This window comes from Hydrogenophaga pseudoflava, assembly GCF_031020795.1.
Classification (GTDB): Bacteria; Pseudomonadota; Gammaproteobacteria; order Burkholderiales; family Burkholderiaceae_C; genus Hydrogenophaga; species Hydrogenophaga pseudoflava_A.
The window spans coordinates 20275-40109 of record NZ_JAVHJP010000004.1; the positions used below are offsets into that span (position 1 = coordinate 20275).

At 66.9% G+C, this 19835-nt stretch carries 16 protein-coding genes and 1 tRNA gene; 6 read left to right on the forward strand and 11 right to left on the reverse strand.

Annotated features, from left to right (window positions below; genetic code table 11):
- Positions 1 to 211: 211 nt before the first annotated feature.
- A complete protein-coding gene (gloA, locus tag RCO38_RS13475; protein WP_308328845.1) occupies positions 212 to 661 on the reverse strand; it encodes a lactoylglutathione lyase in 450 nt (149 codons plus the stop codon).
- Between the two features lie 161 nt (positions 662 to 822).
- On the opposite strand from gloA, the gene RCO38_RS13480 reads away from it, so the two are divergent.
- From RCO38_RS13480 to RCO38_RS13490, 3 genes are all read left to right on the forward strand, one after another.
- Complete coding sequence (locus RCO38_RS13480; RefSeq protein WP_308328846.1) at positions 823 to 2865, forward strand: PAS domain S-box protein; 2043 nt, start codon at positions 823 to 825, stop codon at positions 2863 to 2865.
- Positions 2862 to 3503, forward strand: coding sequence for a response regulator transcription factor (locus tag RCO38_RS13485; protein WP_308328847.1), 642 nt, complete (start codon positions 2862 to 2864; stop codon positions 3501 to 3503). Before RCO38_RS13480 ends, RCO38_RS13485 begins: the two co-directional genes overlap by 4 nt.
- A gap of 163 nt (positions 3504 to 3666) precedes the next feature.
- Entirely contained in the window at positions 3667 to 7647 is a 3981-nt protein-coding gene (locus RCO38_RS13490) for a PAS domain S-box protein (protein ID WP_308328848.1), read from the forward strand.
- Here RCO38_RS13490 and RCO38_RS13495 read toward each other — a convergent pair.
- From RCO38_RS13495 to RCO38_RS13540, 10 genes are all read right to left on the reverse strand, one after another.
- Positions 7644 to 8252, reverse strand: a complete 609-nt coding sequence (locus tag RCO38_RS13495) for a hypothetical protein (protein ID WP_308328849.1) — start codon at positions 8250 to 8252, stop codon at positions 7644 to 7646. The genes RCO38_RS13490 and RCO38_RS13495 overlap by 4 nt on opposite strands.
- A gap of 15 nt (positions 8253 to 8267) precedes the next feature.
- Complete coding sequence (locus RCO38_RS13500) at positions 8268 to 8858, reverse strand: thioredoxin fold domain-containing protein (protein WP_308328850.1); 591 nt, start codon at positions 8856 to 8858, stop codon at positions 8268 to 8270.
- Between the two features lie 52 nt (positions 8859 to 8910).
- On the reverse strand, positions 8911 to 9321 hold the full coding sequence (locus tag RCO38_RS13505) for a DUF6691 family protein (RefSeq protein ID WP_308328851.1): 411 nt from the start codon (positions 9319 to 9321) through the stop codon (positions 8911 to 8913).
- A gap of 11 nt (positions 9322 to 9332) precedes the next feature.
- The gene (locus RCO38_RS13510; RefSeq protein WP_308328852.1) at positions 9333 to 9806 is read right to left on the reverse strand and encodes a YeeE/YedE family protein; all 474 of its coding nucleotides are present in this window, start codon (positions 9804 to 9806) and stop codon (positions 9333 to 9335) included.
- 64 nt (positions 9807 to 9870) lie between these two features.
- Positions 9871 to 9946, reverse strand: a tRNA-Thr gene (locus RCO38_RS13515).
- 24 nt (positions 9947 to 9970) lie between these two features.
- A complete protein-coding gene (locus RCO38_RS13520) occupies positions 9971 to 10987 on the reverse strand; it encodes a class 1 fructose-bisphosphatase (RefSeq protein ID WP_308328853.1) in 1017 nt (338 codons plus the stop codon).
- A 17-nt stretch (positions 10988 to 11004) separates the two neighbouring features.
- The gene (gene pepN, locus RCO38_RS13525; RefSeq protein WP_308328854.1) at positions 11005 to 13704 is read right to left on the reverse strand and encodes an aminopeptidase N; all 2700 of its coding nucleotides are present in this window, start codon (positions 13702 to 13704) and stop codon (positions 11005 to 11007) included.
- On the reverse strand, positions 13691 to 14353 hold the full coding sequence (locus RCO38_RS13530; protein ID WP_308328855.1) for an HAD family hydrolase: 663 nt from the start codon (positions 14351 to 14353) through the stop codon (positions 13691 to 13693). Before RCO38_RS13530 ends, pepN begins: the two co-directional genes overlap by 14 nt.
- Positions 14353 to 15457 (reverse strand): peptide chain release factor 2 gene (prfB, locus tag RCO38_RS13535; RefSeq protein ID WP_308328856.1). Its coding sequence is split into 2 segments (ribosomal slippage): positions 14353 to 15375 and positions 15377 to 15457, totalling 1104 coding nucleotides; the frame shifts between segments, so codons are not numbered across the junction. Before prfB ends, RCO38_RS13530 begins: the two co-directional genes overlap by 1 nt.
- A gap of 54 nt (positions 15458 to 15511) precedes the next feature.
- The gene (locus RCO38_RS13540) at positions 15512 to 16429 is read right to left on the reverse strand and encodes an alpha/beta fold hydrolase (protein ID WP_308328857.1); all 918 of its coding nucleotides are present in this window, start codon (positions 16427 to 16429) and stop codon (positions 15512 to 15514) included.
- Positions 16430 to 16464: 35 nt separating this feature from the next.
- Between RCO38_RS13540 and RCO38_RS13545 the strand changes: the two genes are divergently transcribed.
- The 3 genes from RCO38_RS13545 to RCO38_RS13555 are packed head-to-tail and all read left to right on the forward strand — an operon-like array spanning position 16465 to position 19802.
- A complete protein-coding gene (locus tag RCO38_RS13545) occupies positions 16465 to 18213 on the forward strand; it encodes an acyl-CoA synthetase (RefSeq protein ID WP_308328858.1) in 1749 nt (582 codons plus the stop codon).
- Positions 18214 to 18267: 54 nt separating this feature from the next.
- Entirely contained in the window at positions 18268 to 19311 is a 1044-nt protein-coding gene (locus tag RCO38_RS13550; protein ID WP_308328859.1) for an aldo/keto reductase, read from the forward strand.
- Entirely contained in the window at positions 19311 to 19802 is a 492-nt protein-coding gene (locus RCO38_RS13555) for an aminoacyl-tRNA deacylase (RefSeq protein WP_308328860.1), read from the forward strand. Before RCO38_RS13550 ends, RCO38_RS13555 begins: the two co-directional genes overlap by 1 nt.
- The last annotated feature ends 33 nt before the right edge of the window (positions 19803 to 19835 follow it).

Sequence of the window (19835 nt, forward strand, 5' to 3'; positions counted from 1 at the left end):
TGGGATCCTGCCACTCCGACACGCTCATGACCGTGGCCGTTGGCAACAACCCGTCAACCATGAACGTCTCAGATCAGCCCCAGAAACGGTCATGAAGCCGGTGAGCCCGAAAGGTTGCTCCTGGCCGATGGAGCGGAAGTTGATAGCCATGGCTGCGTGCCATCACCGGACAAACAGAAGCCCGCTTGAGCGGGCTTCTGTTGCTTATCTGCTACGCGCTGCGTAGCGGATCGATGTTTTTGGCGTCCGATTGGCGTCTGTCGTCGTAAGTTGTTGATTCTCTTTGTATTAATTCGATCTTGTAGCCGTCGGGGTCGGTGACGAAGGCGATCACTGTGGTGCCGCCTTTGACCGGCCCAGCCTCGCGGGTGACCGTGCCACCGGCGGCGCGGATCTTGTCGCAGGCGGCGTAGGCGTCGGGCACACCCAGCGCGATGTGGCCGTAGGCCGTGCCCAGTTCGTACTGCTCGACACCCCAGTTGTAGGTGAGTTCGATCTCGGCCTGGCCGGGGTTGCCACCTTCGAAGCCGAGGAAGGCCAGGGAGTATTTGTATTCCGGGTTCTCGGAGGTGCGCAGCAACTGCATGCCCAGCACCTGGGTGTAGAAGTCGATGGAGCGTTGCAGGTTGCCGACGCGCAGCATGGTGTGGAGGATTCGCATGACAGGTCCCGAGTGCCGTGAATCGAGCAATTGTCCGTGCATTCCAATAACCCGCGTGGTGCCGCGCTCAATGGGTCCACTAAAGTCGGTCCCCAAACACGCCGATGTGAAGACGGGCCTGTCCTTTGGGTCCCTCTTGCGGTCACCGTGCCGTTCACCTGATGAATTTCGACCGCTTTGCGCCGGTCCGCCGTGTCGCGCTGGCTTATGCCCTGGTGTCCTTTGTCTGGATCCTTTTTTCGGACCGGGCGGCCGACGCTCTGTTCCCCGATCAGCAGACGCTCCGTTTGGTGCAGACCTGGAAGGGCTTGCTGTTCGTCCTGGTGACCACCGTGTTGTTGTATGCCGGCATGAAGAGGCTGTACGCCAGGCTTCTTGAGTCCACCGACGAGCAGTTGCGGATCTCTCGTCGAGAAGCGCAAACGGCGTCCTTGTTGAAGGCCTTGGCCGAGTCCTCGACCGATGCGATCTTCGCGAAGGACCTGCAGGGGCGTTATCTGTTCTTCAATCAGGCGGCGGCCCGACAGACGGGGACCTCTCCCGATCAGGTGCTGGGGCAGGACGACAACCTCCTGTTTCCGCCGGACCAGGCGGACATGGTGCGCGCCAATGATCGCCAGGCCATGGCCTTCGAACAGGCGCAAACCTTCGAGGAGCGTCTGGAAACCCCGGAGGGCCCTCGCACCTTTCTCGCAACGAAGGGGGCACTGCGGGGCATCGATGGTGTCCTGGGATCGTTCGGTGTGTCGAGAGACATCACCGAGATGGTCGCCGCGCGGCGGCTGCTGGAAGAGGGGGAGCGACGCTACCGGCTGATGTTCGAGCGGAATCCGCAGCCGATGTTTGTTTTCGACCTGCAGACGTTCCGGTTTCTGGCGGTCAACCAGGCCGCGGTGCTTCACTACGGGCACAGCCGCGAGGCGTTTCTCGCAATGTCCATCCAGGACCTGCGACCGACCGAGCAGGTCGCCGTCATGACGAAGATGATGGCTTCGCTTGAGGACCGAACCGAAGAGCGGGATTTCGGACCGGTGATCCACCAGACCGCCGCAGGGCAGCACATCGAGGTCAACCTGTCCTACAGCAACATGCCGTTCGAAGGGCGGCAGGCCCGGCTCGTGCTGGTGCACGACGTCACCCAGGTCAACCGGGTGGCCCGGGAGCGGGATGCGGCGCTCGAACGCCTCAACAGCATCATGAGCCGGGTGACCGACGGCTTCATGGCCTTGGGAGTCGATCAGCGCCTGACCTATGTCAACCGGCAGGCCGCTGCCTTGATTGATCCCTCGGCTTCACCGGCATCGCTGGTGGGCCAGCTCATCTGGGACCTGATGCCCGGCGCGGTGGGGACCCGCTACGCCGACGCCTTCTTCACCGCCATGGACAACGGCAGCCCCATGGTGGTGGAAGACTGGTTCGCACCATGGCAACGCTGGATCGAGTGCCGCGTGTATCCGTCCAGTGAGGGTGCTTCGGTGTACTTCACCGACATCAGCAAGCGGCGGACCATGGACATCGAGCTTGAGCAGTACCGAAACGAGCTTTCTGCGCTGGCAGCCCGCCTCATGTCGCAGGAGCAGGCCACGACCCGCCGCATCGCGCAGTCCCTGCACGACCGCCTCGGTCAGCAGCTGAGCAGCGCCCGCCTGTATCTGGATGTGCTGCAGGCCTCGGTGGCGGAGGATCGCCCGTCGTCGTCGGCAGACATGGTGTCCAAGACGCTGCAGATGGTCACGGAGGCCATCGGCGAGGTGCGGCATGTGCTGCTGGAGTTGCGCCCGCCGCTGCTGGAGGAGCAGGGGCTGGCCGCCGCGCTGGACAACGAACTGCGCAGGTCGCCCGCGGCGAGCCTGGGCATACGCATCGGGCTGGACACCAGGGCGGAGGTGTGGGGTGTGCGCTGGCCGGACACGGTGGAATACGCGGCCTTCATGATCGTTCGCGAGGCCATCGCGAATGCACTGAGCCACGCCGACGCCGGGACGGTGGTGGTGTCGCTGGACGGTGACGTCGGGTTCATGTGCATTCGCGTGGAGGACGACGGGGTGGGCATTCCTGCTGGCCGGCAGAACGGTGTTCCGGGGCACCTGGGCATCGTCGGCATGCGAGAACGCGCGCAGGCGATCGGTGGTCGCTTGACCATCGGACCAGGGGCCGGCGGTGGCACCGTGGTGGACTTCTGCATCGAGGAGCTGGAGCAGTGAGCGATATCTATCTGGTCGACGACCATGCCCTCATGCGGGACGGCCTGCGGGTGGTGCTGCAGCATGGGGGCCACCGCGTGGTGGGCGAGACGGGCGAGCTTGCGCAGGCGCTGTTGGACATTCCCCGGCTGACGCCTTGTGTGGTGCTGGTCGATCTCCACCTGGGGGACCGATCAGGCATGGAGTTGCTGGAGCGGTTGCCGCAACTCACGCCGTTCACGCGCTACGTCGTGCTGACCATGCTGGCCCAGCCCGGCAACGTGGCGGAGGCGTTCCGGCTGGGCGCCAGCGGGTATGTGCTCAAGGGGTCGCCCGCCGCGGAGGTGCTGGCGGCGGTGGAACAGGTGCGGCTGGGGCGCCGTCACCTGGGGCCTGGCGTCAAGGAACTGGCCGACAGGGCGCTCGCCGATACCCATCCGGGCGGCGCACTCGGTCTCCTGTCTGCACGGGAACGGCAGATCGTGGTCATGGTGGTGAGGGGGCGCTCGAGTGCAGCGATCGGCGAGGTGCTGGGTCTGTCGCCCAAGACGGTGGATACGTACCGCAGCCGCCTCATGGGCAAGCTGCAGATGGCGGATGTTCCTGCGCTGGTGCGTCTGGCCATCCGCGAAGGCCTGATCAGTGCCGACGAGTCCTGACCGGTCGGATCCGCCCAGGCAGGCAATTCGGGAAGTGCGGTTGGACTTGGCGTGCTGAATTTAACGGCACAGCCCCTCTGGCGGCTTGGTCTGTTGATAGATCCCTACAGTCAAACGAAGTCATTCACGGCAAAGTGTGTGGACGCTTGCGAGCACCTTTGTCATGAACTTGTTGCCTATTTCCTCCGATTTGTCCCGACTCCAGACCCTGCGTTCGCTGGCCGAGCTCGACACCTCCGCCGACGCGACGCTGGACGATCTGGTTCGCATGGCGGCGCAGGCCTTGCGCTGCCCGGTTTCGGCCGTCTGCCTGGTGGACAACGACCGGCACTGGATCAAGGCCTCTTACGGACTCGATCTGTCGGAGAAGCTGCACGACGCCCGATTTCATCTGCAGACCATTCAGGAGCGGGAGCTGGTCGTGGTGCCCGACGCGCGACTCGATCCCCGCTTCGCGGACAGTCCGATGGTGCAGCGCGAGAACGGGCTGAGGTTCTACGCCGGCGTCCCTCTGAGGATCGATGGCCACGCGGTGGGCACGCTGTGCATCAGCGCTCCCGAGCCGCGCACGCCCGATCCGTCCGAACGGGGCCTGTTGGTGGACCTGGCGCATGCGGTCGAGCACTGGTTCGTCAGCAGGCGGGAACAGGTCCGGCTGCGGGCGCGCGAGCGGGAGTTCAAGGAGCTGGCCGAGCAGATGCCCGGCGTCGTGTACCGGGCCGCTCTGGATGCGGACAGGTCCACCCTGTATGTGAGCTCCCGCGTGAGCGAGCTGGGGTTTTCGCCAGAGGAGTGGACGGCGAGACCGGACGCCTGGCTGAACGCCCTGCACCCCGACGACCGGGACCGGACCCGCGACGAACTGCGCCGCGGAATCGACGGCGGGCTGTCCTTCACGCTGGAGTACCGGTTGCGGACCCGGTGGGGCGCCTGGAGACACTTCCAGGACATCATCCGGATCGTCACGCCGCCCGATGGTGAAGAGGCGCTGATCCAGGGCGTGATGCTGGACGTGACGGACCGGGTGCTGGCCCAGGCCGAACGCGATCTGTTGCTGCAGGACCTGCCCGATGCCGTGTTGATGCTGGATGTCCATCAGCGCATCACCGACGCCAACCCGCTGGCCCAGCGCCTGCTGGGCAAGTCGCTGCACGAGCTGCGCGGGCGCTACATCGGACACCTGCATCGGGAGGAGCTCAAGGCCGAACCGGCCGAACAGGGCACCCGTGCATCGGCGGACGAACCGGACACCGTGGACTGGGAGTACTGGCACCCGGACGGGCGACTGCGCACGATCGAAGAGCGCCGGCGGGTCGTGGACGGCGGTGTGGAGATCCGCGTGTTGCGTGACGTGACCCACCGCCGGGAGGAGACAGGCTGGCTGCGGATGCTGGCGCAGGCCGCAGAGCAGGCCTCCGAGGCCATCGTGATCACCGATCTGGCCGCCAACATCGTGTACGTGAACCACGCGATGTGCCAGACCTCGGGGTATTCGCGCGCCGAACTCATGGGGCGCAACTCGCGCATGCTGCAGTCGGGCATGACGCCCGATACGAGGTACCGAAAGCTCTGGGCAGCCCTGACGGCGGGCAAACCCTGGCGCGGTTTCCTGAACAACCGGCGCAAGGACGGGTCCCTCTACATCGAATTCGCGGTCATCACGCCGGTGAGGGACACCGAGGGGCGCATCACGCACTACCTCGCCGTCAAGGAGGACATCACCGACAAGCGGCGCATGAGCGAGGACCTGGCGCACTACCGGGCTCACATGGAGGAGCTGGTCGCGCAGCGCACCGCGGAACTCGAACGCGCCAAGCGCTCGGCCGAGCTTGCCAGTGCGGCCAAGAGTGCCTTTCTCGCCTCGATGAGCCACGAGATCCGAACGCCCATGAACGGGGTCATCGGTATCGCGGAGGTGCTGCAGCAGACGGCCCTGAGTCCTCATCAACGGGAGATGGTGGAGACGGTCAGCGAATCGGCCGAGGTGCTGCTGGCGCTGATCGACGAGATTCTCGATTTCTCGAAGATCGAGGCGGGGCGGCTGGAACTGGTGCCCGCGCCATTCCAGTTGCGCCGTCTGCTGGAACGCGTCAGCGACGCGGTGCTGTCGGTGGCCGTTGCGAAGTCGGTTCGGCTGCACGTCTTTGCCCACCCGTCACTGGCGGAGCGCTGGGTGGGCGACGCTTCCAGACTGCGGCAGGTGTTGATGAACCTGGTCGGCAATGCCATCAAGTTCTCGGCCGGGCTCGAGCGGACCGGCCGCGTGTCTCTGCGTGCGCTGCCCTCGCAAGGCGGGGGTCTCTGTTTCGAGGTGAGTGACAACGGCATCGGCATGTCCGAGGACGTTCTCAAACGGATCTTCCAGCCCTTTGTCCAGGGCGATGCATCGACCAACAGCAACTACGGCGGGACCGGTCTTGGTCTGACGATTTGTCAGCGACTGATTGCAGCGATGGCCGGAGCCATCGCCGTGCGCAGCACGCCGGGCGCCGGCACCACGTTTTCGGTGGACATCCCCTTGTCCAGCATGGCGGACGTGGTCAGTCCGTTTTCGGTGGCGCTTGAGGGACTGAACTGCGCCCTCGACGTCGAGCCGGAGGACCCCGCCGACGACTGGCGCAGCGTGCTCGAGTCGGCGGGGGTGTCCACGTCTTCCGAGCAGCCGCCGGACGTGCGCATCAGCGCTGGCTGGTCGGAACACCCGCCTGTGGTCTCGGTGTCGGCACCACCCTGTCCGACGGTGTTTCTGCAGCCGCGGGCCAGAGACGAACCCTGGGTCAGGGACGATGGATGCGTGGACCTGCACGCCGAAGGCATGCACCGGGACGATCTTCTGCTGGCGGTCGCATTTGCCTCCCGCAGGGCTTCGCCGGTGGCGCTCCCGCCCGCTCCGGCCGCGCTCAAGCCCAACAGTCTGGAGGAGCACGCACGGGGAAGGGCGGTGCTGGTCGCCGAGGACAACGAAATCAACCAGCGCGTGATCTCGCAGCAGCTGAAACTGCTCGGGTTAAGGGCTGAGGTGGTGAACAACGGAAAGGAAGCGCTTGCGCGCTGGAAGCAGGACCGGGACCGCTATGCGCTGCTGATGACGGACTTGTTGATGCCTGAGCTGAATGGACTGGAACTCACCAGGGCCATCCGTGAGGCGGAAAAAGGCTTCCCCCGCTTGCCCATACTGGCACTGTCCGCCAACGTGCTCAGCAGTGAATGGACACGCTGTCATGAGGCCGGCATGAACGGCTTCCTGACCAAGCCGGTCACCTTGGGGCAGCTTCGCACGGCCCTGCTCGACTGTCTGTCAAGAATCCCCGACGAATGGGGCGGGTCGGATTGGGACTTGAACAGGACGCGACCACAGGACAACGACAACCTCGATTCGGAGGAGTTCGATGATGGCGCCCTGGCCCGCATGATGGGCGAGGACGAGGCGCTGATCTCCGATCTGCGCATGCGTTTTGTGCGTGCCTGCGCCGCGGGAATGGATGAGATGCTGTCGCTGGCTGGGCAGGCGGACTGGTCGGGTGTCCGCCTGGTGGCCCACCGGATGAAATCGTCCGCCCGGGCCACCGGCGCAGTCCGGCTCGCCAGCCTGCTCGAACGCATTGAACGGTCCGTGCAGAACAACGACATGAGCGCTGTTCCGCCGCTCATGGAACAACTCGTGCCGGCCGCGTCTTCGGTGAGAGATCACTTCCGGGAACTGGCCACGGCCTCCGGGGCCCTGGCACTGGAGCTGGTGTGCGTGGACGACGATCTGGATCACATCGGCGATGTGCTCCAGATCTCCGCCTCGCTGGTGGACGCCGGGCCGAAGCTGTTCTCCGACGCGAAGGCCGCGCTGAAGTATGTCGGGGGAAAGCCCACCGCGGGCACACTGATCCTGGTGGACCTGCTCATGCCGGACATGGACGGCGTCGAGCTGATCCGGCATCTGGGCGCCAGCGGCTTTTCGGGTGGCGTCGTGCTGTTCAGCGCGGCAGATGAGTCGGTGATCGAAGCCGCGTTGCGTCTGGTGAACGCACACGGCATGCGGTCCATGGGCCAGTTGGCCAAGCCCGTGTCCCGGGGGCAGCTGGAACAACTCTGGTTGGACTGGCAGATCCTGAACGGGTTGCTGCCATTGGCCTTTTCTCAGGACAACTAGATGCCGGTGAGGTCCTGGTATGCACGGCGCGTCGCAGGCGATACCGCCTGCAGCACCTGCTCGTAGGAGGTCTTGTGGCGTGCCAGCAGCCGCGCAGACGCGAGGCTGCGCGAGCGGCAGAACCAGTGGCAGCTGTGCTGCATCAGGTACAGCTCGGCCAGCAGGGTGCGGGCCCGGTCGCGCACCGGCAGTTGCTGCGGGTTGGCCACCACACGGGCGATGCCTTGCGCGTGCAGCCGCATCAGGGCCCGCGCGTCGAAGCCGGGGGCCAGCCAGGCGGGCAGCCAGCGGTGTGCGTAGGGCAGTGGATTGCGGTTGACCCAGGTGGTCGGCCCCTCGGCCTGCGAGAACGCCTCGGCGAATCTCGCGAACTGCTGGGCCAGGGCTTCTTCGGTGGCGCTGTGCAGCGACCAGATCTGCTGCTGCCGCTGCGCGTCCGGTTCATCCAGCGCCCGCAGGTAGCCGTCGTTGAGCCGCTCCATGAGCTTCTCGATCTGGAACTGCGCCAGGTGGGTTCCCAGCAGGGAGATGCGCTGGCGCTGTTCGCCGGTCTTGAGCAGGAAGCTGCCCGCCGCAAACAGCAGGGTGAGGGTGAGGATGTCCATGCAGCGGGCCGGTACTCAGGGCTGCATGCCCAGCCAGTTGGCCAGGCCGGCGGTGTCCATGGAGCCGGCCCGGGTGATCACCTGGCCGCTGCTGGCGTGGCGCGCCACCACGAACGGCACCGAGTCGGCACCCAGCCGGTCCAGCAGGCCGGTGTTGGCCTTGATGGTGGCCTCGATCTCGGCCGGGATGCTGGCCGAAGCGGCCATGCCGCCCTGGCCCGCGAGCAGCGATTTTTCATGGGCCGTCATGGTTTCCACCGGGTTGGCCGCCTGCATCAGCGCTGCGCCTTGCGGCAGGCTCTTGGGGCCGAGGATGGCCACCGGAGCCCAGACGAACTTCACCTTGGTCTGCAGCGGCAGCGACGATTCCCAGAGGTGGCTGCAGTGCGGGCACTGAGGGTCGAACAGCACGTAGACCGTGTGGGCACTCATCATCGCGCCCGCGGTGAACCCCTTGGCTTCACGGGCCACGGTGTCGTAGGCCTGGGCAGGGTCGATGGGAGTCGCGGCCGCGGACGGACCGCTGGCCGTTTCCTGTTTGGAGCAGGCGGCAAGCCCCAGGGCGGAAGTGGCCAGCAGGGCGAGGGAAAGGCGGCGGGTGATCATGGTGTTCTCCGGGGGAAAGCCGTTGGGATCGGCCAGCAGGGGGGGAAGTTCGTCAGGTGCGGGCGCGCAGGCCCTGCAACAGGGCACCCAGGGCGATGCCGCCCAGCGCCCACAACAGGTCCCAGTTGCCGGTGCCCAGCCCGGCAATTGCTGGGCCCGGACAGACGCCGCACAGGCCCCAGCCGGCACCGAACAGGGCGGCACCCACGAGGGTATCGCGGTTCCAGGCACTGACGTGCTGGTGAAAGTAGCCGCCCAGCAGCGGCTGGCGCAGCAGCGCCGGGCCGAAGCGGTAGGCCAGCAGCGTGACGAGCACCGCGCCGCCCATGACCAGCGCCAGGCCCATGTCCTGAAATCGGAGGAAGCCGAGCACCACCTCGGGCCGGACCATGGTCGACAGCGATAGGCCAAAGCCGAACAGTGCGCCGCTGGCGAGCACGGCCAGGGCCTTGAGCGGTGTCATGTTGAAGCCGCTCATACCAGCCGCCCCATCAGGTGGGCCACCAGAAAGGCGGTCGCCATGAAGGTCAGCACCGCGCCCAGCGAGGGCAGCTGCAGCGAGCCCAGACCGCAAATGCCGTGACCCGACGTGCAGCCGTTGCCCAGTCGGGCGCCGTAGCCCACCAGCACGCCGCCCAGCAGCAGCTGCCAGGCCGGCATGCCGGTGGACCCGGGCGTTCCATCCGAAAACCCCAGCCACCAGACCAGCGCCCCCAGCACCAGGCCGGCGGCGTAGACCAGGCGCCAGACCCGCGAATCGGTGAACCGCGCCTGCTGAAAGAATGGCCGCCGAACGACGAACGACCAGGTGGACGAAAACACGGTGCTCATGCCGCCCACCAGGCCGGTGCAGACGAACAGCAGGGCCACGCCCGCGCCGATCAGCAGGCCACCGGCGAGGTAGTGGGCCCAGCCCAGGGGGAAGAGGGAGGCGATGGAGTCCGTCATGGGTCTCGCTTGAAAGGCACTGACGTGAAAAAGCCCTGAGTCTTTCGAGTCAGGGCTTTGGGTTTGGTGCCGGAGAGAGGAGTCGAACCCCCGACCTTCTCATTACGAATGAGCTGCTCTACCAACTGAGCTACACCGGCGAAGCCCGCCATTCTAGCAAAAACTCATTTCGCTGCGTTGGCCTCGCGGTGGTAGGCCGTGATGCGCTCGACTTCGTTCTTCGAGCCCAGAATCACGCTCACACGCTCGTGCAGCTTGGTCGGGGTGATGTCCAGAATGCGACCATGGCCGTTGGTGGCGGCGCCCCCGGCCTGCTCGACCAGCCAGCCCATGGGGTTGGCCTCGTACATCAGGCGCAGCTTGCCGGGCTTGTCCGGGTCGCGTTTGTCCCAGGGGTACATGAACACGCCGCCGCGCGTGAGGATGCGGTGCACGTCGGCCACCATGGAGGCGACCCAGCGCATGTTGAAGTCCTTGCCGCGCGGGCCTTCCTTGCCTGCCAGGCATTCGTCGACGTAGCGCTTGACCGGGTCGGCCCAGTGGCGCATGTTGCTCATGTTGATCGCGAATTCCTTGGTGTCCGCCGGTATCGTGACGTTTTCCTTCGTCAGCATGAAAGAGCCTTGCTCGCGGTCCAGCGTGAACATGGCCACGCCGTCGCCTACGGTGAGCACCAGGGTGGTCTGCGGTCCGTAGACGCAGTAGCCGGCCGCGACCTGCTGGCTGCCCGGCTGCATGAAGTCGGCCTCGCTCACGCCGGGGCTGCCCTCGGGCTTCTTGAGCACGCTGAAGATGGTGCCGATGGAGACGTTGACGTCGATGTTGGACGAGCCGTCCAGCGGGTCGAACATCAGCAGGTACTCGCCCTGCGGGTAGCGGTTGGGCACCACGTAGATGCTGTCCATTTCCTCGGACGCCATGGCCGCCAGGTGGCCGCCCCATTCGTTGGCCTCGATCAGCACCTCGTTGGCGATGATGTCCAGCTTCTTCTGGACTTCGCCCTGCACGTTTTCCGTGTCGGCCGTGCCCATGACCTCGCCGAGGTCGCCTTTGTTGACGGCCTGGCTGATGCGCTTGCAGGCGCGGGCGACGACTTCCAGCAGCAGGCGCAGGTCACCGGGAATGTGGCCGTCGACGCGCTGCTGTTCAACAAGGTAGCGTGTGAGGGAGATGCGTTTCATGAAGGCTCCAAAAGTGTTTATTCGGCCAAGGCGCGGGTCACCACCTCGCGCACGTCGGCGCTGAGGTCGGACTTGGCGGCGACGCGGGCAATGGCCTCGCGGGCGGCGCTGCGGTAGGGCTCGGCCAGCTTCTTCCAGCGGTCCAGCGCGCGCGCCAGGCGGGCAGCGACCTGCGGGTTGATGGCGTCGAGTTCGAGCACGCGCTCGCTCCAATACACATAGCCGGCCGCATCGCTGCGGTGGAAGCCGGCCGGGTTGGCGGAGCAGAAGCTGAAGATCACGCTGCGCGCCCGGTTGGGGTTCTTCAGGTTGAAGTCGGGGTGGTTCATCAGCTGGCGCACGGCGGGCAGCACGTTGCCGCCGCGGTCGGGCGCGCCAGCCTGCAGCGCGAACCACTTGTCGATCACCAGGGCCTCGTCCTTGAACATCGCGTGGAAGCGCGCCAGCGCCTCCTGCGCCAGCGGCTGGCCGCTGACCACCAGGGCCGACAGCGCGTTGAAGCGGTCGGTCATGTTGCCGGCGTCCTTGAAACGCTGGTAGGCCTTGCCGGGCCACACCGTATCGCCGGTCTCGCGCGCTGCGATGCACAGCATGGTCAACGCCATGCCCGCCAGGGCGCGGCGGCCGCTGCTGAGCGGGTCGGGGCGGTAGGCGCCGTTGTCCTTGTGTTGTTCGAACGCCCAGGCCCAGTCGGCCTGCAGCGCCTCGGCCAGCTGCTCGCGCATGGTCTCGCGCACCGCGTGGATGCGCTGCGGATCGACCACGTCGAGCTGTTCGGCGATGTAGGTTTCGGCCGGCAGAGTGAGCACCAGTTCCTTGAGCGCGGCGTCCAGCGAGGGGTGGCGCAGCACGGCGCGCATCGCTTCGACGAAGGCCTCGTCCAGCGGTGCGGGGCCCACGGGACCGTCGGCGCGCACGGCCTGCACCGCACGGCGCAGGGCCAGCTGCTGGCCGGCCTCCCAGCGGTTGAAGGCATCGCTGTCGTGGGCCAGCAGGTGCAGCAGCTGGTCGTCGCTCAGACCGTTGTCGACGATCACCGGCGCCGAGAAGCCGCGCAGCAGGGACGGCACCGGCTCGGCGTCGATGTCTTCGAACACGAAGCTCTCGCTGGCCTGCGTGAGAACCAGCAGGCGGGTGCCGCCGCTGGCCTGCGATTCGCCCTGCAACCGCAGCGCCAGATCCTGCCCATGGGCGTCGATCAGGCCGACCGCGACCGGGATTACGAAGGGTTGCTTCTCGCTCTGGCCCGGCGTGGGCGGGCAGCTCTGGCTCAGCGTGAGGGTGTAGCGGCGTTCGGCGGCGTCGTAGCGGCCGCTGGCCTGCAGCCGCGGCGTGCCGGACTGGCTGTACCAGCGCTTGAACTGCGACAGGTGGCGCGCCAGATCGCTGTCCGGGTTGGCGTCGGCGATGGCCTGCGCGAAGTCGTCGCAGGTGACGGCCTGGCCGTCGTGGCGCTGGAAGTACAGGTCCATGCCCCGGCGGAAGCCGTCGCGCCCCACCAGGGTCTGCATCATGCGCACGACCTCGGCGCCTTTCTCGTAGACCGTGACGGTGTAGAAGTTGTTGATCTCGACGTACTGGTCGGGTCGCACCGGGTGGGCCATCGGGCCGGCGTCCTCGGGGAACTGCATGGTGCGCAGCACGCGCACGTCCTCGATGCGCTTGACCGCGCGCGCCGAAGGCTCGGCGCACAGGTCCATGCTGAATTCCTGGTCGCGGAAGACGGTCAGGCCTTCCTTGAGCGAGAGCTGGAACCAGTCGCGGCAGGTGATGCGGTTGCCGGTCCAGTTGTGGAAGTACTCGTGCGCCACCACCGACTCGATGTTGGTGAAGTCGGTGTCGGTGGCGGTGGCGCTGTTGGCCAGCACGTACTTCGTGTTGAAGATGTTCAGGCCCTTGTTCTCCATCGCCCCCATGTTGAAGTCGCTGGTGGCGACGATCATGAAGCGCTCGAGGTCCAGCGGCAGGCCGAAGCGGGCTTCGTCCCAGACCACGCTGGAGATCAGCGAGTTCATGGCGTGTTCGGTCTTGTCCATGTCACCGGGGCGCACATAGACCTGCAGCAGGTGTTCCTTGCCGGCGCGGGTGACGATGCGCTGCTCGCGCGAGATCAGGCGGCCGGCCACCAGGGCGAACAGGTAGGACGGCTTGCGGTGCGGGTCGACCCACTTGGCGAAGTGGCGGTTGTCGGGCAGCTCGCCGCGCTCGACCAGGTTGCCGTTGGACAGCAGCACCGGGTACCTGTCCTTGTCGGCGCGCAGCGTCACGGTGTAGCTGGCCATCACGTCGGGACGGTCCAGGAAGTAGGTGATGCGGCGGAAGCCCTCGGCCTCGCACTGGGTGAAGAAGTCGCCCTGGCTCAGGTACAGGCCGGAGAGCTGGGTGTTCTTCTCGGGCGAGCAGGTGGTGAAGATCTCCAGCTCGAAGGGCTCCGGACCCTCGGGCAGGCTGCCCAGCACCAGGGCGTCGCCGTCCATCTTGAACGAGCAGCCACCGCCATTGAGCACCACCCGCGCCAGGTTCAGCTCTTCGCCGTCCAGGCGCAGCGGCTGGGCCGGCACCTCGGGGTTGCGGCGCAGCACCATTTTGTTGAGCACGCGGGTCTTGATCGGATCGAGGTCGAAGGTGAGCTCGATGCGGTCGATCCAGAACGGGGGCGGGGTGTAGTCTTCGCGACGGATCACCATCGCAGGGCCGGTGGCCTCACGCAGTTGCATGGACGGTCTCCAGGAATCGGGTTTGGATCAGGGTCTGGTAATCGGGAACGCGGGTCAGCACATGGGGGCCGTCGAGTTCGTCGGCGCTGTGAGAGCTGCAGATGCCGACCGCGCGCATGCCGGCGCGGCGCGCCGCCTCGATGCCCAGCGGCGCATCTTCGAACACGATGCAGTGTTCCGGCGCCACGCCGAGCCGGCGCGCCACCTCCAGGAAGATCGCGGGCTCGGGCTTGCCGGGCAGGCCCTCGTCGCCGCCGACGGTGGGCAGTGTCTGTCCCAGCGACAGGTGCTGGTAGGCGAAGGCCTGGTTGTGGCGGTCGCCGGCCGTGCCCACGCCCACCGCCAGGCCGCGCGCCTGCGCCTGGCCGAGGAAGGCCTTGAAGCCGGCGATCTCGGCGAACACGGGGGCGAACAGCTCGCGGTAGAGGCCTTCCTTCTCCTCGACAAGGGCCTGCGCCTGCTCGTGCGGGAGGCCGCCGAACAGCTCCACCATGCATTCGATGCCGGTGCGGCCGGTGGTGCGGCGCATCAGGTCGGGCACGTCGATGTCCAGGCCGCGGCGCTCGCAGAAGGCGATCCAGCTCTTCCGGTGCCACGGCATCGAATCGATCATCGTGCCGTCCATGTCGAAGATCAGCGCGGCGACCATCAGACGCCCTGCTTGAGCGAGGCTTCGATGAAGGCGTCCAGGTCGCCGTCGAGCACCTTCTGCGTGGCCGAGATTTCGACGTTGGTGCGCAGGTCCTTGATGCGGCTGTTGTCCAGCACGTAGCTGCGGATCTGGTGGCCCCAGCCCACGTCGGTCTTGGTGTCTTCCAGCTTCTGCTGCTCTTCCATGCGCTTGCGCATCTCGTGGTCGTACAGGCGCGAGCGCAGGCGCTGCCAGGCCACGTCGCGGTTGCTGTGCTGGCTGCGGCCGTCCTGGCACTGCACCACGATGCCGGTCGGAATGTGGGTCAGGCGCACGGCCGAGTCGGTCTTGTTGATGTGCTGGCCACCGGCGCCAGACGCGCGGAAGGTGTCCACGCGCACGTCCGCGGGGTTGATGTCGATCTGGATCGAGTCGTCGATCTCGGGATAGACGAACAGCGAGGCGAAGGAGGTGTGGCGGCCGCCCGAGCTGTCGAACGGACTCTTGCGCACCAGGCGGTGCACGCCGGTCTCGGTGCGCAGCAGGCCGTAGGCGTACTCGCCCTCGACCTTGATGGTGGCGCTCTTGATGCCCGCGGTGTCGCCCGGGGTTTCGTCCTCGACCGTGGTCTTGAACCCCTTGCGCTCGGCGTACTTGAGGTACTGGCGCAGCAGCATGCTGGCCCAGTCGCAGGCTTCGGTGCCGCCAGCACCGGCCTGGATGTCGACGAAGCAGTTCAGCGGGTCGGCCGGGTTGTTGAACATGCGGCGGAACTCGAGCTTCTCGACCTCGGCCTGCACGTTCTTCGCTTCGCCTTCGATGGTTTCAAGGCCAGCGTCATCGCCCTCGGCCTCGGACATCTCGAACAGCTCGCTGTTGTCGGCCAGTTCGCTGGAGAGCCGGTCGAGCACGACCACCACGTCTTCCAGCGACTTCTTTTCCTTGCCCAGCTCCTGGGCGCGTTTGGGGTTGTCCCAGACGGTGGGGTCTTCCAGCGCGCTGGTGACCTCCGAGAGCTTCAATGCCTTGGCATCGTAGTCAAAGATACCTCCGGAGCTCGACCACGCGTGCGCTGAGGTCGGCCAGTTGATTGCGGATGGCGTTGATGCGTTCGGCTTCCATGGTGTGTTCTCGCAGTCGGTGGCGCGGGACAGGCCCGCGAAACCGGCGATTTTCTCACGCCAGGAAGTTTTCGATCAGCTGTGCCAGTTCTTCCGGCTGGTCGTGGTGGAGCATGTGGCCTGCGTCATCGATGTGGGCCTCGGTGAGTCGGGGTACATGGCGCAGCCGCTCGCGGTACTGCTCCAGCGTGAACCGCCCCTTCCACCACTGGTTCAGGCTGTCGTCGCCGGCCGTCACCGAGAGCACCGGCGCGCTGATCCGCTCGTACAGCGCGAGCGCCTCGGGCACCTGGTAGAGGTGGGCGTTGACCACCTTGTGGGCCGCGTCGCCCAGGATGGTCCAGCGGCCCTGGGCGTCCGGCGCGGCCCACTGGCGGGCCAGCCAGTCCGCCTTGTCTTGTGTCAGGCGCGGGTTGGTCTTCATCAGCCGGCGCGCCACACCCTCGGCGCTGTCGTAGGACTTGAGCTCCATCTCCCCGCGGTGCAGCGCTTTGAGCTCGTCGATCCACTGGGCGTAGCGGCCGGGCGCCTGGGCGGGGCGGGTCTCGGGCATGCCGAAGCCCTCGAGGTTGACCAGGCGGCGGATGCGCTCGGGGCGCACACCCGCGTACATCATGGCCACGTTGCCGCCCATGCTGTGGCCCACCAGGTCCACCGCCTGGCCGGGTGCGAGGGCGTCGAGCAGGAAGTCCAGGTCGGCCAGGTAGTCGGGGAACCAGAAGTTGTCGGCCGGCGGCCCATCGCCGATGCCCGACTTCGTGAGACCGTAGCCGCGCCAGTCGGGCGCCACGATCCAGCGCGGCGTGCGCAGCGCGTCCACCATGAACTGCCAGGACGCCGCCACGTCCATCCAGCCGTGCACCAGCGCCAGCGGCGGCACGCCGGCCTCTGGCGTGCCCCATTCGCGCACGTGGTAGGACAGGTGGCGCACGGGCACGAAGCGGCTGCGGGAGGCGTTCAGGGCTTGATACATTCGATCCATCATAAGGAACGAGACGGAGACCGGCGATGCGACAGCGTCAACACAGCGACACCCACAAATCGCGCCCCCAGCCCGATGGCTATGCCGATCTGCACCGGCGGTTCGGCTGGCAGGTGCCGCGCCCATTCAACATGGCCGAGGTGTGTTCGCGCCGCTGGGCCGCCGACCCTGCGACAGCGCAGCAGACCGCGGTGATCGCCTGTGCCCCGGATCGCAAGGACCATCACCACAGTTACGCCGAGCTGCAGGCGCAGGCCAACCGGTTGTCGAACGCGCTGGCGGCGTTGGGTGTGCGGCGCGGCGACCGCGTGGCCATCGTGCTGCCGCAGCGTTTCGAAACCGCGGTGGCCTACATGGCGGTGCTGCAGATGGGCGCGGTCGGCATGCCGCTGTCGCAGCTGTTCGGCCCCGAGGCGCTGGAGTTCCGCCTGCACGACAGCGAGGCGGTGGTGGCGATCTGCGATGCGAGCACCTTGCCGGCGATGCTGTCGGTGACCGCCCAGTGCCCGCTGCTGCGCAGCGTGATCGCGGTGGACGCCGGCGCGCCCGGCGTGCTCGACTGGTCGGCGGTGCTGGCGCAGGAGCCGGCCTTGTTCGATCTGGTGCCCACGCTGGCCGACGAAGCCGCGGTGCTGATCTACACCAGCGGCACCACCGGCAACCCCAAGGGCGCGCTGATCCCGCACCGCGCGCTGATCGGCAACCTCACCGGTTTCGTCTGCAGCCAGAACTGGTTCGGCTTCGACCCGTTCGATGCATCGGTGGCATCGCAGGCGGTGTTCTGGTCGCCCGCCGACTGGGCCTGGACCGGCGGCCTGATGGACGCGCTGTTGCCCACGCTGTATTTCGGCCGGCCCATCGTCGGCTACAACGGCCGCTTCGCGCCGCAGACCGCGTTCGAGCTGATGCAGCGCCACGGCGTGACCCACACCTTTCTGTTCCCGACCGCGCTGAAGGCCATGATGAAGGCCTTCCCGCGGCCACGCGAACAGTTCACCCTGCAGCTCGAAGCCATCATGAGCGCGGGTGAGGCGGTGGGTGACGCGGTGTTCGCCTGGTGCCGCGACCAGCTGGGCGTGACCGTCAACGAGATGTTCGGCCAGACCGAGATCAACTACATCGTGGGCAACTGTGCGCGCCTGTATCCGGCCCGGCCGGGCAGCATGGGCAAGGGCTACCCCGGCCACCGCGTGGCAGTGATCGACGAGGAGGGCCACGAGTGCCCGGTCGGCGTGCCGGGGGATGTGGCGGTGCACCGGCTGGACATCCACGGCGACCCGGACCCGATTTTTTTCCTGGGCTACTGGAAGAACGAAGCCGCCACGCGCGCCAAGTTCACCGGCGACCTGAGCGATTCATGGTGCCGCACCGGCGACCTCGCGGTGCGCGACGCCGACGGCTACCTCTGGTACCAGGGCCGCAGCGACGACGTGTTCAAGGCCGCGGGTTACCGCATCGGCCCCAGCGAGATCGAGAACTGCCTGGTCAAGCACCCTGCGGTGGCCAACGCAGCGGTGGTGCCCAAACCCGATGCCGAGCGCGGCGCGGTGGTCAAGGCCTATGTGGTGCTGACGCCGGGCACGGCGGGCGACGCCGCCCTGGTCGCGGACCTGCAGGCGCATGTGAAGGGCAAGCTCGCGCCCTACGAGTACCCCAAGGAGATCGAGTTCGTCGACGCCCTGCCCATGACCACCACCGGCAAGGTGCAGCGCCGTGTGCTGCGCCTGCAGGAGGATGAACGCGCGCGAGAACGCGCAGGACAGCGCGGGCTTTGATTCGCTCCTAAACTCGCCGGCAGTCGCCGGTTTTCCATCCTTCCAGACCCACCCATGAACCACGTCACCCTGGGCCAGAGCGGCCTGTCCGTCACCCCCGTCTGCCTCGGCACCATGACCTTCGGCGAGCAGGTCAACGAAGCCGACGCCCACGCCATCCTCGACCGCTCGCTGGCCCGCGGTGTCAACTTCCTCGACGCCGCCGAGATGTACTCGGTGCCCGCGAAGGCCGAGACCTGTGGGGCGACCGAAACCATCATCGGCCACTGGTTTGCGAAGAACCCCGGTGCGCGGCAGAAGGTGGTGCTGGCGACCAAGGTCGCCGGCCCGGCGCGCGGCATGCCCTGGCTGCGGCCCGAGGTGAGCAAGGCGGGGATCATCGAGGCCTGTGAGGGCAGCCTCAAGCGCCTGCAGACCGACGTGATCGACCTCTACCAGATCCACTGGCCGGCGCGCAACACGCCGGTGTTCGGTGCGATCTACTTCGATGCGGCCAAGGACAAGCCCATGCCCTCGATCGAGGTGCAACTCGAAGCCTTGGCCGAGCTCGTCAAGGCCGGCAAGGTGCGCGCCATCGGCCTGTCCAACGAGTCGCCTTACGGCGTGCACGAATTCGTGCGCCTGGCCGAGCAGATGGGTTTGCCGCGCGTGGCAACGGTGCAGAACCCCTATTGCCTGATCAACCGCTCCTACGAGAACGGCCTGGACGAGACCTGCCACCGCCTGGGTGTGTCGCTGCTGGCCTACTCGCCGCTGGGCTTCGGCCTGCTGACCGGCAAGTACGACGAGACCGGTCTGGCGGGCACCCACGGCCGCATGGCGCTGTACGACAGCATGAAGGCGCAGCGCTGGGGCCGCCCCGAAGCGCTGGCTGCGGCCAAGCGCTACAACGCGCTGGCGCGCGAGCACGGCCTGACGCCCGCCCAGCTGGCGCTGGCCTTCTGCTACCGCAACCCCAAGGTGGCCAGCACCATCATCGGCGTGACCTCGATGGCGCAGCTGGAGCAGTGCCTGGATGCCTGGGAGACGGTGCTGTCGCCCGAGGTGCTCAAGGCCGTCGACGCCATTCGGTGGGAAGCCCGCGACCCTGCGCAGTGATGGCGAAGAAAGCCCATGTCTCCGAGACGCCCGCCACCGCCTGGCTGAAGGCGAAGGGGGTGGCGTTCACCGAACATCCCTACGAGTACCTGGAGCACGGGGGCGCGCAGCACAGCGCGGCGGTGCTCGGCTTCGACCCCTTTGCGGTGGTCAAGACCCTGGTCATGCAGGACGAGGCGGCCAAGCCGCTGGCCATCCTCATGCACGGCAACCGCACCGTGTCCACCAAGAGCCTGGCGCGGCAGATCGGTGCCAAGTCGGTCGAGCCCTGCAAGCCCGAGGTGGCCAACCGGCACAGCGGCTACCTGGTGGGCGGCACCTCGCCGTTCGGCCTGAAGCGCGACATGCCGGTCTATGTCGAATCCACTGTGCTCCAGCTGCCGAAGATCTGGATCAACGGCGGGCGGCGCGGCTTCCTCGTCGGCATCGATCCGGCCGTGCTGAGCGGACCACTGGGCGCGAAGCCGGTGCAGTGCGCGCTGGCAGAATAGGCGCCCGCGCCGCCGCAACGCGGTGACAACAAG